General features: G+C 75.2%; 13 protein-coding genes. 10 read left to right on the plus strand and 3 right to left on the minus strand.

The window, feature by feature from the left end; genetic code table 11:
* Both PUR61_RS14810 and PUR61_RS14815 read left to right on the plus strand, forming a co-directional pair.
* The coding region (locus PUR61_RS14810; protein WP_329879297.1) for a cytochrome b N-terminal domain-containing protein at positions 1–981 on the plus strand (981 nt) is incomplete at its 5' end.
* 59 nt (positions 982–1,040) lie between these two features.
* Complete coding sequence (locus PUR61_RS14815; protein ID WP_329879298.1) at positions 1,041–1,481, plus strand: PPOX class F420-dependent oxidoreductase; 441 nt, start codon at positions 1,041–1,043, stop codon at positions 1,479–1,481.
* A gap of 265 nt (positions 1,482–1,746) precedes the next feature.
* On the opposite strand, the gene PUR61_RS14820 is transcribed toward PUR61_RS14815, so the two are convergent.
* Positions 1,747–2,016, minus strand: coding sequence for a DUF1876 domain-containing protein (locus PUR61_RS14820; RefSeq protein ID WP_329879299.1), 270 nt, complete (start codon positions 2,014–2,016; stop codon positions 1,747–1,749).
* Positions 2,017–2,225: 209 nt separating this feature from the next.
* Here PUR61_RS14820 and PUR61_RS14825 point away from each other — a divergent pair, with 209 nt between their 5' ends.
* The 3 genes from PUR61_RS14825 to PUR61_RS14835 all read left to right on the plus strand — a co-directional run bounded on the left by PUR61_RS14825 (position 2,226) and on the right by PUR61_RS14835 (position 4,327).
* Entirely contained in the window at positions 2,226–3,128 is a 903-nt protein-coding gene (locus PUR61_RS14825; RefSeq protein ID WP_329879300.1) for a YndJ family protein, read from the plus strand.
* A complete protein-coding gene (locus PUR61_RS14830; RefSeq protein ID WP_329879301.1) occupies positions 3,125–3,721 on the plus strand; it encodes a DUF1990 family protein in 597 nt (198 codons plus the stop codon). Before PUR61_RS14825 ends, PUR61_RS14830 begins: the two co-directional genes overlap by 4 nt.
* 216 nt (positions 3,722–3,937) lie before the next feature.
* Positions 3,938–4,327, plus strand: a complete 390-nt coding sequence (locus PUR61_RS14835; protein ID WP_329879302.1) for a thioredoxin family protein — start codon at positions 3,938–3,940, stop codon at positions 4,325–4,327.
* A 114-nt stretch (positions 4,328–4,441) separates the two neighbouring features.
* Here PUR61_RS14835 and PUR61_RS14840 read toward each other — a convergent pair whose 3' ends face one another.
* Positions 4,442–5,410 (minus strand): helix-turn-helix transcriptional regulator, encoded by a 969-nt coding sequence (locus tag PUR61_RS14840; RefSeq protein WP_329879303.1) that lies wholly within the window; start codon positions 5,408–5,410, stop codon positions 4,442–4,444.
* A 338-nt stretch (positions 5,411–5,748) separates the two neighbouring features.
* On the opposite strand from PUR61_RS14840, the gene PUR61_RS14845 reads away from it, so the two are divergent.
* From PUR61_RS14845 to PUR61_RS14860, 4 genes are all read left to right on the plus strand, one after another.
* A complete protein-coding gene (locus tag PUR61_RS14845; protein WP_329879304.1) occupies positions 5,749–6,492 on the plus strand; it encodes an alpha/beta fold hydrolase in 744 nt (247 codons plus the stop codon).
* 368 nt (positions 6,493–6,860) lie between these two features.
* Positions 6,861–8,339, plus strand: coding sequence for a dihydrolipoyl dehydrogenase family protein (locus PUR61_RS14850; protein WP_329879305.1), 1,479 nt, complete (start codon positions 6,861–6,863; stop codon positions 8,337–8,339).
* 183 nt (positions 8,340–8,522) lie between these two features.
* Positions 8,523–9,647 (plus strand): WD40/YVTN/BNR-like repeat-containing protein, encoded by a 1,125-nt coding sequence (locus PUR61_RS14855; protein ID WP_329879306.1) that lies wholly within the window; start codon positions 8,523–8,525, stop codon positions 9,645–9,647.
* A 179-nt stretch (positions 9,648–9,826) separates the two neighbouring features.
* Positions 9,827–10,597, plus strand: coding sequence for a GNAT family N-acetyltransferase (locus PUR61_RS14860; RefSeq protein ID WP_329879307.1), 771 nt, complete (start codon positions 9,827–9,829; stop codon positions 10,595–10,597).
* An 89-nt stretch (positions 10,598–10,686) separates the two neighbouring features.
* On the opposite strand, the gene PUR61_RS14865 is transcribed toward PUR61_RS14860, so the two are convergent.
* Complete coding sequence (locus tag PUR61_RS14865) at positions 10,687–11,601, minus strand: DMT family transporter (RefSeq protein ID WP_329879308.1); 915 nt, start codon at positions 11,599–11,601, stop codon at positions 10,687–10,689.
* Between the two features lie 87 nt (positions 11,602–11,688).
* Here PUR61_RS14865 and PUR61_RS14870 point away from each other — a divergent pair, with 87 nt between their 5' ends.
* A complete protein-coding gene (locus tag PUR61_RS14870) occupies positions 11,689–12,567 on the plus strand; it encodes a MurR/RpiR family transcriptional regulator (RefSeq protein WP_329879309.1) in 879 nt (292 codons plus the stop codon).
* Positions 12,568–12,634: the final 67 nt, after the last annotated feature.

Raw genomic sequence — 12,634 nt, forward strand, 5'->3', positions numbered from 1 at the left:
CACGTGCTGCTGATCCCGGGCATCATGCTGGGCCTGCTCGTCGCCCACCTGATCCTGGTCTTCTACCACAAGCACACCCAGTGGGCGGGCCCCGGCAAGACCGAGAAGAACGTCGTCGGCATGCCGCTGATGCCGGTCTACCTGGCCAAGGCCGGCGGCTTCTTCTTCCTCGTCTTCGGCGTCATCGCCCTGATGGCCGCCGTCGCCACGATCAACCCGATCTGGGCGTACGGCCCGTACCGGCCGGACCAGGTGTCGACCGACGCCCAGCCCGACTGGTACATGGGCTTCGCCGAGGGGCTCATCCGGGTGATGCCGGGCTGGGAGATCGGCGTCTGGGGGCACACCCTCAACCTCGGCGTGCTGGTCCCCTTCACCCTCTTCCCGGTGATCCTCGGCGCGATCGCGGTCTACCCCTTCGTGGAGAGCTGGGCGACCGACGACCGGCGCGAGCACCACCTGCTCGACCGGCCGCGCAACGCGCCGGTGCGGACCGCCCTCGGCGCGGCCTGGATCTCCCTGTACCTGGTGATGCTGGCCGGCGGCGGCAACGACCTGTTCGCCACCCATCTGCACCTGTCGCTCAACTCCATCACCTACGCCGTCCGGGTGGGATTCGTCGCCGTCCCGGTGGTCGTGTTCGTGGTCACCAAGCGCTGGTGCCTCGGCCTCCAGCGCCGCGACCGGGAGAAGGTGCTGCACGGCCGCGAGACCGGCGTCGTCAAGCGCCTGCCGCACGGCGAGTTCGTGGAGGTGCACGCCCCGCTCGCGCCCGCCGAACTGCACCGGCTCACCGCCCACGAGCAGCCGCGCCCCCTCGAACCGCCCGCCCCCGTCGACGAGAATGGAGTCGCCCACCCGGCAGGTGTGCTGGAGCGCAGCCGTGCGAGGCTGTCCCGTGGGCTGCACGGCGAGGGAAGCAGGATCGCCAAGCCCACCGCCGGCGAGTACCACGAGATCACCGACCGCCGCGGCCACTGAGGCGCCCGCCCCGGAGCCCCGCCGGCCACGAACCGTCCGACTCGGAGAGGGTGGACATCGTGCACGACCGCACCGACCAGCTCGCCGACAGCAGGTACCTCCTGCTCACCACCTTCAGTGACGACGGCCGTCAGGTGCATTCACAGAGCTGGGTGGTCGCCGACGGCACGGCGCTCGGCATCTGGACGCCCGTGCACTCGGGCGACGCAGACCGCGTCCGCCGCCGCCCCAAGGTCCTCGTCGGCCCCTGCGACGCCCACGGCCGCCCGACCGGGCGTCAACTCCCGGCCCGCGCCGCCGTCTGCGACGAGGACGACACCGCCCGCTACCGCACCTCGCTGATCAACAAGTACGGCCTGCCGGCCCTCGTCGCGCTCGCCCGCAGCCGGATGCGGCTCGGGCTGGCGGGGACGGTCGGCATCCGGATCACGCTCAGCGAGCTGGAACAGCGACTGGTCGGCCCGGAGTGGCAGGTGCCGGGCACCTACTGCCCGAACTGAGCGGCCCCGGGGCGCTCGGCGCCCCCGGGGCGCACCCCCGGGGGCGCCGGCCTTCAGGCCGTGTCGTCGTCCGGCGCCCGGGCCAGGTCACCCGGCTCGCAGGCCTCCTGACCGGTGCCGACGTGCACCACCTTCACCGCGCGCCCCGGGCCGCCCGGCACGACCTGCTGCTCCCGGCCGCAGCGCGGACAGATCAGCGGAATGCGCGTCCCGCGGCCCTCCGGTCCACCCGACCCGCCCGGCCCCGCGGCACCACCGGGCGCCGTCACGTCAGCGGGTGGGTCGGGATCGGGCTGACCGCCTGGATCTCCCCGTGCGCCTTGGTGAGGAGCTGTGAGGCGAGGTCGTTGAGCGCCCGGGCCGCCGCGATCTCCTCGCCGACCCGCAGCTGCTCCGGGTCCGACGGGTGGCGGCTGGTGTAGCCGTGGGCACGCACCTCGGTGCCGTCGCCGAGTCTCAGCAGGGCGGCGGCGGTCGTACGCGCCCCCTCCTCGCGGAACTCCATCTCGATGTGCCAGCCGACCAGTGTCTGCATGGCGGATCACCTCCGGCGGTCGTTCCGGTCATTCCGGTCGTTCCCCGTTCGGTTACTCCTCCAGGGTGCGCCGACCCCACCGGGAACACCAGGGCAGGGCTCCGGGGAGGCAGGTCGCGGAGATCTCCCCAGGGAACTTGAACGCGTTCAATATGCGGCGTAGAGTCGCCGACGCCATCGTTTGAACACGTTCAAGATATGAGGCGGCCATGGGGCGGGGCACCGTCGAACTCGTCGACCTGCTGGTCCTGCTCGGCATGGGGGCGGTGATCCCGATCGGCCTCGCCCTGATCGACGAGCCCGGACTCGCCCGTCTGCGCCGGTACTGGCCACTGGCCGCCGTCCCCGGTGCGCTCTCGCTCTGGCTGCCACGCGGCGGACTCGCCACCGGCAGCGCCGTCCTGTACGCGCTCGGCACGCTCGCCGTCGCCGCCCACGTCCCGGTCCGGCTGGCCCGCACCCGCTCGCTCGCACCGCACGAGATCGCCGTGCTCACCGCCCTCGCCGCCCCCTCGGTGGCCGGCCTCGCCCTGGTCGCCGAACGCTCGGGGCACGAGCTGTTCGGCTTCGACCTCGACATCCTCGCCCTGACCGTTCCGCACTTCCACTACGCCGGATTCACCGCCGCGCTGGTCGCCGGGCTGGTCTGCCGGGCCGTGCCGGACAGCCGGGCCGCCCGCTGGGCCGCACTCAGCGTCCCCGTCGGCACCCTGCTCGTGCTGGCCGGCTACTTCGTCGACGACTGGGCCGAACTGGTCGGCGCCGCGGTCCTCACCACGGGCATGTGGCTGGTCGGCCTGCTCACCTGGCGCGACCTGCGACCCCGCGTCCGCGCCGGTGGCGACCGCGGCGGCGGTGACGGCGGTGACGGCCCCGGTGGCGGCGACGGCCGGCACCGGACCACCGCCGCGCTGCTCGGCGTCTCCGGTGCCGTGCTCGCCGTCACCATGCTGCTCGCCCTCTGGTGGGCGCTCGGCGAGGCCTCCGGACTCCCCCACCCCACCCTCGGCTGGATGGCCGCCACCCACGGCGTCGGCAACGCGCTCGGCTTCGCGCTCTGCTCACTGCTCGCCTGGCGCCGCCTCGCCCGCCCCCAGGAGAACGCTCGATGACCGGCACCCCGCACCCGGCCGACCTGAACTACCCCGAGGTCGGCGCCAGCACCGCGCTCGACCGGCCCCTGCCCGCCGGCTACCACCACCTCCGCCACCGCGCCCCGATCGGGCGCGGCCGCGCCGCCCTGGACGCCGCCGGCACCGCTCTCCTCGGCTGGCGGATGCACCGCGCCGCAGGTGTCCGGATCACCGCCGAGGCCGACCGCGCCGCCCCCGGGGTCGCCGTCCGGTGCGCCATCGGCCTCGGCCCGTTCCGGGCCGGTGCCCCCTGCCGAGTGGTCTCGACCACCGACGGCCCCGACCGCTACGGCTTCACCTACGGCACCCGGTGCGGGCATCTGGCGGTGGGCGAGGAGACGTTCGTGGTCGAGATGGACCCGGACCGGATCGTCTGGTTCACCGTCAACGCCTTCAGCCGCCCCCGTCGCTGGTACGCCCGCCTCGCCGGCCCGTTCCTTCCCCTCGCCCAGCGGCTCTTCGCCCACTGCTGCGCCCGGGCACTCACCCGGATCGCGGCGGAGGCCGACCGGTCGGAACGGACGGCCGGGGGCAGGGGCCGGCGACGTGAACGGCGGGGCTGGGCCCGGTAGTCCCCGGGCGGAGGCGGCCGGCTTCCCGCGCCGGACCCCGGCCGGGCCGCGGAGCGGGAAGCCGGCCTCCCCGCCGAGCCCTCCCCCGGGGGCCCGATCGCCGGCGTGTCGCCCGCGGGCCCTCGGCGGACCACCGGCGGAATAGCCCGGCCACGGCAGCCGTTGTCGCGGGCACATGGCCTGGACCGCCACCACCGGAAGGGCAGGAATCGCGACATGAGCAGCACGGTCGAGCTGACCAAGGAGAACTTCGACGACGTCGTCCCCGGTCAGGGGGGCAAGGACTTCGTCTTCATCGACTTCTGGGCCAGCTGGTGCGGCCCGTGTCGCCAGTTCGCGCCGGTCTTCGAGAAGGCCGCCGAACGCCACCCGGACCTGGTCTTCGCCAAGGTGGACACCGAGGCACAGCAGGAGCTGGCCGCGGCGTTCGGTATCCAGTCGATCCCGACGCTGGCGATCATCCGTGAGGGCGTCCTCGTCTTCTCGCAGGCGGGCGCCCTGCCGGAGCCGGTCTTCGAGGATCTGATCGGTCAGGCGCGGAAGCTGGACATGGACGAGGTGAAGCGGAAGGTGGCGGCCGAACAGAACGGCGGCCCGCAGGACTGACGCCGCCGAGAGGCGAGTGCCCCGGGTGGCTGACGCCCTGAGGCGGTGACGCACGGCGGGTCCCGGTGGTGTCCTTCGACGCCCCGGGGCCCGTCGGCGCGCGTCCGGACGCGTTCAGACGGACGCCTCGGTGTCGCTCCACCCGGTGAGACGGGCGGCCAGGGCCCGGACCTCCACGCGCAGTTCGTCCGGCCGGAGGACGGTGAACGGCCAGCCGAGGCCGGCCAGCATGACCGCCATCCCGTCCAACTGCTGTGCCCGGGCCCGCAGCAGGACCCGACCGTCGTCGGTGGCGGTGACCGCACCGGCGGTGGGCGGAATCCGTCGGCGGGCCTCGACGAGCGTGGTGGTGAGCACCACCTCCACCTCGTGCGTCCAGGGCACCGAGGCGAGGGACTCCAGCACCCGCTGGACCGGGTCGACACCCGCCGGGGGTTCGAATCCGGTCTCGCGCAGTTCCGCGGAGCGGATCCGGTCGAGCCGGAAGGTCCGCTGCTCGCCGCTGCGGTGGTCCAGCCCGGTGGTGTACCAGCGGCCCGAGTGGAAGACCAGCCCGTACGGGTCGAACTCGCGCTCGCTGGGCGTGCCTTCGCGGTCCCGGTAGTCGAGCCGGACCCGGCGCCGGCGGCGCGCCGCCTCGGCCAGCGTGAACAGCGCGGCGGCGGCCGGACTGGGGCCGCCGACGGGCGCGCCGGTCAGACCGAGGGTCTGCTCGACCGCCGCCACCCGCTCGCGCAGCTCCGGCGGCAGCACTCGTTGGATCTTGGCGAGCGCCGTCTCACCGGCCTGCTCCCCCACCGAGAGCCCGGACCGCCGCCCTGCCAGCAGCCCGAGCACCACGGAGGCGGCCTCGTCCCCGGTGAGCATCAGGGGCGGCAGCCGGAAGCCGGGCATCAGCCGGTAGCCGCCGTACCGGCCGCGTTCGGCCTGGACCGGGATGCCGAGGTCGACCAGCCGGGTCGCGTAGCGGCGGACGGTGCGGGCGTCGACCTCCAGCCGCTCGGCCAGCTCGGCGCCGGTGAGGCCGGGACGCGCCTGCAGGATCTCCAGCAGGGCGAGCGTGCGGCTGACCGGATGGTCCATCGGTGTCCCTTCGTCGGGCCGTCGTTCGGCCTTCGTTCGACCTTCGCCCGCGCCTCGGCACACGCCTTGGTCCGCGCCTTGGTCCGCGCCTCCGTTCCGGCCGCGAACCGACGGTGCGACCCGGCGGTGAGGCCGACGGGTCGGAGGCGAACCGACGGGGTGGTCGAGCCGTGGGACCGGCCCGGGAAGTCCGCCGGTTAATCCGGTCGCGTTCTGTCCGCATTCGATCCTAGGGTCGAAGACAGCGGCCGGCACCCCAGGGGTTCCTCGGGGCACCAACAGCCGCGCACGGCACGGAAGACAAGCACGGCATGGATGCCCGGAGAGGATTTTCCACCATGAGCACCTTCGTACTCGTTCCCGGATTCTGGCTCGGCGGTTGGGCCTGGGACGCGGTCGCCGAACCGCTGCGCGCGGCCGGTCACACCGTCCACGCGGTGACCCTGCCCGGCCTCGGCGAACGGGCCGGTGAGGGCTCGCCCGAGACCGGCGCGGAGACCCACATCGCGGACCTGACCGACCTGCTGGTCCGTGAGGACCTCCGGGACGTGGTGCTGGTGGCCCACAGCGGCGGCACCATCGCCGTCTCCGGCGCGGCCGACCGGGTGCCCGAGCGCATCCGACGGGTCGTCTTCCTCGACTCCGGCCCGCTCGGCGACGGTGTCGCGCTGGCCGACCTCTGGGAGCCGGCCTACCGCGAGACGCTGGAGGCCTCGGTGGTCGACGGCTGGCGGCTTCCGCTGCCGTCGTGGGAGGTGCTGGCCTCCGACGGGGCCAGTGTCGACGGGATCGACGAGGCGGGGCTGGCCCGGTTCCGCGAGCTGGCCACCGACCAGCCGGCCGGGACGGTCACGGAGCCGATGCGACTGACCGGCGGGGCGGAGAAGCTGCCCAAGGGCCTGATCTCGTGCTCCGTCCCGTTGGAGCAGGTCCGCGCCATGATCGCCGACGGTCACCCGTACTTCGCCCTGCTCGGCGGCCCGGAGTGGGAGCTGCGCGAGGTGCTGACCGGGCACTGGCCGATGTTCTCGCGGCCGGCCGAGACGGCGGCGGCACTGGTGGAGCTGGCCGAGGTCGAGTAGCGGGCGACCGGGCCGGGACGGGGGGCGGACCGGGGCCGGACGGCAGACTCGTCCGCGTGTTCGGCTGCGAGGGGCGGCCGGGTCGGCGCAGGATGGGCACGGTGCCCCGGCCCGGCACGCCGACCTGCACCGACCTGCACCGACGACCGAACGGGGGCGACCTTGCCGATGTTCGCGGGACGCACGGGGCTGAGCGGTGCCCGGTCCGGGCCCGGCCACCGGACGAACGGGGGTGCCGGCCCGCCTCGGCGCCGGGCCGCACCCGCCGGCGCATTCGGCGCCGCCCGGCACCCTGACGTCCGCGAACGCACGCCCGTCACCCCGGCCCTGCCGGCCGGGGTGACCGTCACGACCACGGAGGACCAGGCATGACCACCGATCCCACCGCTTCCGCCGCCGCCTCGTCGGCCGTTCCCGAGGAGTACGACGTCATCGTCGTCGGGGCCGGCCCGACCGGCGAGAACGTCGCCGACCGGACCGCCGCCGCCGGGCTGCGCACGGTGATCGTGGAGAGCGAACTGGTAGGCGGCGAGTGCTCGTACTGGGCCTGCATGCCCAGCAAGGCGCTGCTGCGCCCGGTGGCCGCGCTGGCCGACGCCCGCGCGGTGGCGGGCGCCCGGGAGGCCGTGGGCAGCGGCGGGCTGGACCCGGCCGCCGTGCTGGCCCGGCGCGACTCGTTCACCTCCCACTGGAAGGACGACGGCCAGGTGAAGTGGGTCCGCGAGACCGGTATCGACCTGGTCCGCGGCCACGGCCGGCTCGCCGGCGAGCGCAGGGTGACCGTCGAGGCGGAGGACGGCAGCGAGCGGCTGCTCGTCGCCCGCCACGCCGTCGCGGTCTGTACCGGCAGCCGGTCCGTCCTGCCGCAGGACGTCCCCGGGCTCGCCGAGGCCCGCCCGTGGACCAACCGGGAGGCGACCGCCTCGCCCACCGTGCCCGGGCGGCTGGCCGTGGTCGGCGGCGGCGTGGTCGGCGTGGAGCTGGCCACCGCCTGGCGCGCGCTCGGTTCGGAGGTCGTGCTGCTGGTGCGCGGCTCCGGGCTGCTGCCCCGGATGGAACCGTTCGCGGGCGAGCTGGTCGCGGAGGGCCTGCGGGACGCCGGGGTGGACCTGCGGTTCGGGACCTCGGTCGCCTCGCTGGAGCGGGCGGACGAGCCCGGCGCGGACGTCGTCCTGGTCCTGGCCGACGGCGAGCGGCTGGCCGTCGACGAGGTGCTCTACGCCACCGGCCGGGCCCCGCGCACGGCGGACATCGGGCTGGAGCAGGTGGGTCTGCACCCCGGCGGCTGGCTCGACGTGGACGACAGCTGCACCGTGCTCGGTGTCGACGGCGACTGGCTGTACGCGGCCGGCGACGTCAACCACCGGGCGCTGCTCACCCACCAGGGCAAGTACCAGGCGCGGATCGCCGGCGCGGCGATCGCCGCACGCGCCCAGGGGCGTCCGCTGGACACCGCACGCTGGGGCGCGCACGCCGCGTCGGCCGACAGCGCAGGCGCGCCCCAGGTCGTCTTCACGCACCCCGAGGTCGCGGCCGTCGGCCTCACCCTGGACGCGGCCGAGCGGGCCGGGCTTCGGGTGAAGGCGATCGACCACGACCTCGGGGCGGTCGCCGGTGCCTCGCTCTACGGGGACGACTACCGGGGGCGGGCGCGGGTCGTCTTCGACCTGGACCGGGAGGTGCTGGTGGGCGCCTCCTTCGTCGGCCCCGGGGTCTCCGAGCTCCTGCACTCGGCCACCGTCGCGGTGGTGGGCGAAGTGCCGATCGACCGGCTCTGGCACGCCGTCCCGGCCTACCCGACGATCAGCGAGGTCTGGCTGCGGCTGCTGGAGGGCTGTCGCGGGTGAGCCGGTACCGCCCCGGGCCCGCCGTCCGCCCCGGACGCGGCGCGGCCCGGGGCGGACGGGGGCCGGCTGCCCCGGGAGGGCCGCAGGCCCCGGCGCGGCGAGGTGTGGGAGCCGCCGGGCGGCGCGACACTGGCCGGAGGGGGTGTCCGTGCGGGGGCCGTTACGCCGACCAGGTGGTGTGTGATGACCGAGGTGCTGTTGGCCGTCGGGACCGAGAAGGGCCTCTTTCTCGGACGCAGCCGCGACCGGCTGAACTGGGAGTTCAGCGGGCCGCACTTCCGGATGAACGCGGTCTACGCCGTCGCCGTCGACAGCCGGGACCCCGTCGACGGCGGGCACCGCCGCGACGGCCGGGTCCGGCTGCTGGTGGGCGCCGACAGCAGCCACTGGGGGCCGACCGTCCGGCGCTCGGACGACCTGGGTGCGACCTGGTCCGAACCGTCCGCACCGGCGATCCGCTTCCCCGAGCACACCGGCGCCTCGCTCACCCGGGTCTGGCAGCTCCAGCCGGCCGGCCCCGAGGCTCCCGGTGTGGTCTACGCGGGCACCGAGCCGGCCGCGCTGTTCCGCTCCGCGGACGGCGGTGAGACCTTCACGCTGGTCGAGTCGCTCTGGGAGCACCCGCAGCGCGCCGAGTGGGGCGCCGGCTACGGCGGCCAGGGCCTGCACACCGTCCTCACCGACCCGCGCGACCCCGAACGGCTGCTGGTCGCGATCTCCAGCGGCGGCGTCTACCGCAGCAAGGACGGCGGCGGCACCTGGGAGCCCTCCAACTCCGGGCTGCGCGCCGAGTTCCTCCCGGAGGAGAGCCAGTACCCCGAGTTCGGCCAGTGCGTCCACAAGATCGCGCGGGACGCCGTCAACCCCGACCGGCTCTACCTGCAGAACCACGGCGGCGTCTACCGCAGCGACGACGCGGGCGCGAGCTGGCGGTCCGTCGCCGGCGGACTGCCCGCCGACTTCGGCTTCGCCGTGGCCGCCCACCCGCGCCGCGCCGACACCGCGTACGTGTTCCCGCTCGGCGGCGCCGACGACCGCATCCCGCCCGACCGCCGGTGCCGCGTCTTCCGCACCGCGGACGGCGGCGACAGCTGGCAGCCCCTGGCCGACGGGCTCCCCGGCGGGGACCACTACGGCGTCGTGCTGCGCGACGCGCTGCGCACCGACGACGCCGACCCGGCCGGGCTCTACTTCGGCACCCGCACCGGCGAGGTGTACGCCAGCCACGACGAGGGCGAGCGCTGGTCACCGCTGGTCTCCCACCTGCCGGACGTCCTCTGCGTCCGCGCGGCGGTGGTGGCGGACTGACCCCGCCCCTCCCCCTGGGCGCCGTCCCGCGCACCGCGGGCGGCACGGCGGCCGGGTCGTGCCCGACGTGACGCCGGCAGGGCGGTCCGGCCGGGGAAACGGGGTTGCCGTCGAACGGGACGCTCACGGAGCATGGCCGACGACGGGGTGTTCCGGTTCTCGGAGATCGGAGGGGCGGCGTGGCGGAAGCGGAAGCCGGCTGGCGGTTCGGGTACGGCACCGACGGCCTTCCGGTCGTGCGGTACCAGCGGGGCGAGCGGGAGGGCCGCCCCTGGGCCGACCGGTTGGACGTGGTCGGCCGGCACCCGGACCCGGCCGTCCCGGCCCGGTACGTGCTGGCGGAGATGGCCGGCTGGGTGGTCTCCGGCCCCGTCCCGCTCGGCCGGGAGCTGCTGCGCCGTGGCGCGACCCCGCTGCGGCACGGCCACACCATGCACCGGAGCCTGGTCGACGCGCCTCCCGCCGGGGGCTGGCCGTCCTGGGCGCGGACCCCGCTCCGGGAGGGTTTCCAGGTCGTACCGTGCGACCGCGGGGCCACCGAGCTGGACGGGCCGTCCCGGGCCGCCTTCCGTCCCGGGCACCCCGACCACCGCCCCGAGGCGCAGGGGGACGACCCGGTGCGGCGGATGGCCGAACTGCTCTCCGGAAGCGTCATCGGCCCCCTGCTGCCGGCCAGCGCCCTGGTCGTCGACGACGCCGACCGGGTGGCCGCCGGCGCCGTCCTGACCGACTGGGACGGCCTGCCCTGGATCGCCCACGTCTTCCGTGACCCGGACCTCGGCTACCCCGGCCTCGGCCGGGACCTGCTGCGCCGCGTCCTCGCCGTCATCGCCGCCGACGGCGCCACCGGGATCGGCCTGGCGGTGACCGAGGGCAACCGGGCCCGGCAGCTGTACGAGTCGCTCGGCTTCTCGGTCACGCGCAGCACGCTGACGGTGATCGTCCCCTGAGTCGTGCGGCGGCCGGGCCGTACGACACCCCGGGCGGACCGGGGAGCACCGGTCCGCCCCGCCCGGGACAGCTCCCGCCCGGGACAGCCTCAGGGGCGGGCCAGCTCCAGGACGGCTATCCCGGCCAGGACGGTCGCGCTCGCCGCCATCCGCATCCGCCCGAGGCGCTCCCGGAAGACCACGGTGGCGATCAGTGCGGCCATCACGATGCTCGTCTCGCGCAGCGCGGCGATGCTCGCCAGGTTCCCCCGCGACTGTGCCCAGACCACCAGCCCGTACGCCGTCAGCGACAGCACCCCGCCGAGCAGCCCCACCGGGACCAGCGGGCCGGCCCCGACCAGCAGGCCCCGACCCCTGCGCGCCCAGGCGATCAGGGCCAGGACCGGCCCCTGGAGCAGGAACAGCCAGGCCACGTAGCCGCCGACCGTCCCCGCGTGCCGCACGCCGCCGCCGTCCAGCACCGTGTACGCGGCGATCATCACCCCGGTACCGGCGGCCGCCCCGAGCGCGGGCAGGTGCGCCCGCCCCGGTATCCCCCGGGCGAAGGCCAGTCCGATCAGACCGCAGGAGATGACGGCGACGCCGAGCAGCTCCCCGCCGCCGAGCTCGTCGCCCAGCACCGTGACGGACAGGACCGCCACCAGCAGCGGAGCCGAGCCCCGGGCGATCGGGTACATCTGCCCGAAGTCCCCCAGCTGGTAGGCCCGGAGGAGCAGCAGCTGGGAGGTCACCTGCATCACCACCGAGGCGATCAGGTACGGCCAGGCCGCGGCGGCCGGCAGCGGGTTGAGCAGCACCAGCACCACCGCGCACCCGGTGTACACGAGGTTGATCAGGGCGAAGCCGACCAGTTTGTCCTGGAGCCGGTGGGCCAGGCCGTTCCAGACCGCGTGCAGCACGGCGGCGGCGAGGACCGCCACCGGGACGGCCGCAGGACCGGACACGGGGCCGGCCCCGGCCGTGGCCGCGGCGACGGCCACTGCTCCGGCGGTGACAGCAGGCATGGCGGAACTCCCCCTCTGAACTCTCTGAACCCTCGGACCCCTCTGAACCCTCGGGCGCGGAACAGAATTCCACGCTAAAGTAGATCCATGGAAGAGCGTTCCGAATATTTCCCCCCGCCGGAGACCCGGCTGGAATCCCGGCTGGCCGCGCACATCCGCGCGCGGCTCGGCGAGTTGCGGGGCACCGAGGCCCGGGTCGCCCGGGTGGTCCTCGCCCGGGGCGCCGACCTGGTCGACCTCAGCGTCAGCGACGTCGCGGAGCTCGCCGGCACCGCGCCGTCCTCCGTGGTCCGGGCCTGCCAGCGGCTCGGCTTCCGCGGCTACCAGGAGCTGAAGATCGCCGCCGTCCGGCAGGCGCCCGCGCCGGCGCCCGACCCGGCGGACCCCCGGGACCCGGCGGCGCGGGCCCTCGCCGACACCGTCCGCGCCGCCCGCGAGGCCCTCGACGGGATGGCCGCCACCCTCGGCGCCGACGACCTCCGGGCGGCGGCCGAGGCCCTCGGCTCCGCCGACCACGTCCTGGTCGTCGGCGCGGGCCTCTCCGGTGCGGTCGTCCTCGACGCCGCCTACCGCCTGCGCGCCCTGGGCATCCTCGCCGACTCACCCGCCGACCCGATCACCGCCCAGTTCGCGGCCGCCCAACTCCCCTCCACCGCGGCCTGCCTGGCCGTCAGTCACACCGGTGCCACGCGCACCGTCGTCGACGCCGCCCGCCACGCCCGCGCCAACGGCGCCGCCGTCGTCGCCCTCACGAGCTACGCCCGCTCGCCGCTCAGCGAGACGGCGACGCACACGCTGGTCGCCGGCGGACAGGACCTCGTCTTCGGTCTGGAGACCACCGCCAGCCGCATCGCCCACCTCACCGTCGTCGACGCGCTGACCTCGACGCTGCTCTCCCTGCGGGGTGAGACGGCCGAGCGGGCCCTGCGCCTGTCGGCGGACGTGACGGCGGACCACGCGTACTGAAGAGGGCGGCCGGACTCGGACGGGACCCCTGCCCTGCTCTCAAGGGGTGAAATGGCAACGTCGCCGG

Source organism: Streptomyces sp. BE20, assembly GCF_036322525.1.
GTDB lineage: Bacteria > Actinomycetota > Actinomycetes > Streptomycetales > Streptomycetaceae > Kitasatospora.

Excerpts from the sequence above, each read along its gene's own strand:
- PUR61_RS14820 (WP_329879299.1), bottom strand. The coding sequence starts at position 2,016 with ATGCAGACACTGGTCGGCTGGCACATCGAGATGGAGTTCCGCGAGGAG.
- PUR61_RS14830 (WP_329879301.1), top strand. The coding sequence starts at position 3,125 with ATGACCGGCACCCCGCACCCGGCCGACCTGAACTACCCCGAGGTCGGC.
- PUR61_RS14840 (WP_329879303.1), bottom strand. The coding sequence starts at position 5,410 with ATGGACCATCCGGTCAGCCGCACGCTCGCCCTGCTGGAGATCCTGCAG.
- PUR61_RS14870 (WP_329879309.1), top strand. The coding sequence starts at position 11,689 with ATGGAAGAGCGTTCCGAATATTTCCCCCCGCCGGAGACCCGGCTGGAA.
- PUR61_RS14845 (WP_329879304.1), top strand. The coding sequence starts at position 5,749 with ATGAGCACCTTCGTACTCGTTCCCGGATTCTGGCTCGGCGGTTGGGCC.
- PUR61_RS14865 (WP_329879308.1), bottom strand. The coding sequence starts at position 11,601 with ATGCCTGCTGTCACCGCCGGAGCAGTGGCCGTCGCCGCGGCCACGGCC.
- PUR61_RS14835 (WP_329879302.1), top strand. The coding sequence starts at position 3,938 with ATGAGCAGCACGGTCGAGCTGACCAAGGAGAACTTCGACGACGTCGTC.
- PUR61_RS14855 (WP_329879306.1), top strand. The coding sequence starts at position 8,523 with ATGACCGAGGTGCTGTTGGCCGTCGGGACCGAGAAGGGCCTCTTTCTC.
- PUR61_RS14850 (WP_329879305.1), top strand. The coding sequence starts at position 6,861 with ATGACCACCGATCCCACCGCTTCCGCCGCCGCCTCGTCGGCCGTTCCC.
- PUR61_RS14825 (WP_329879300.1), top strand. The coding sequence starts at position 2,226 with ATGGGGCGGGGCACCGTCGAACTCGTCGACCTGCTGGTCCTGCTCGGC.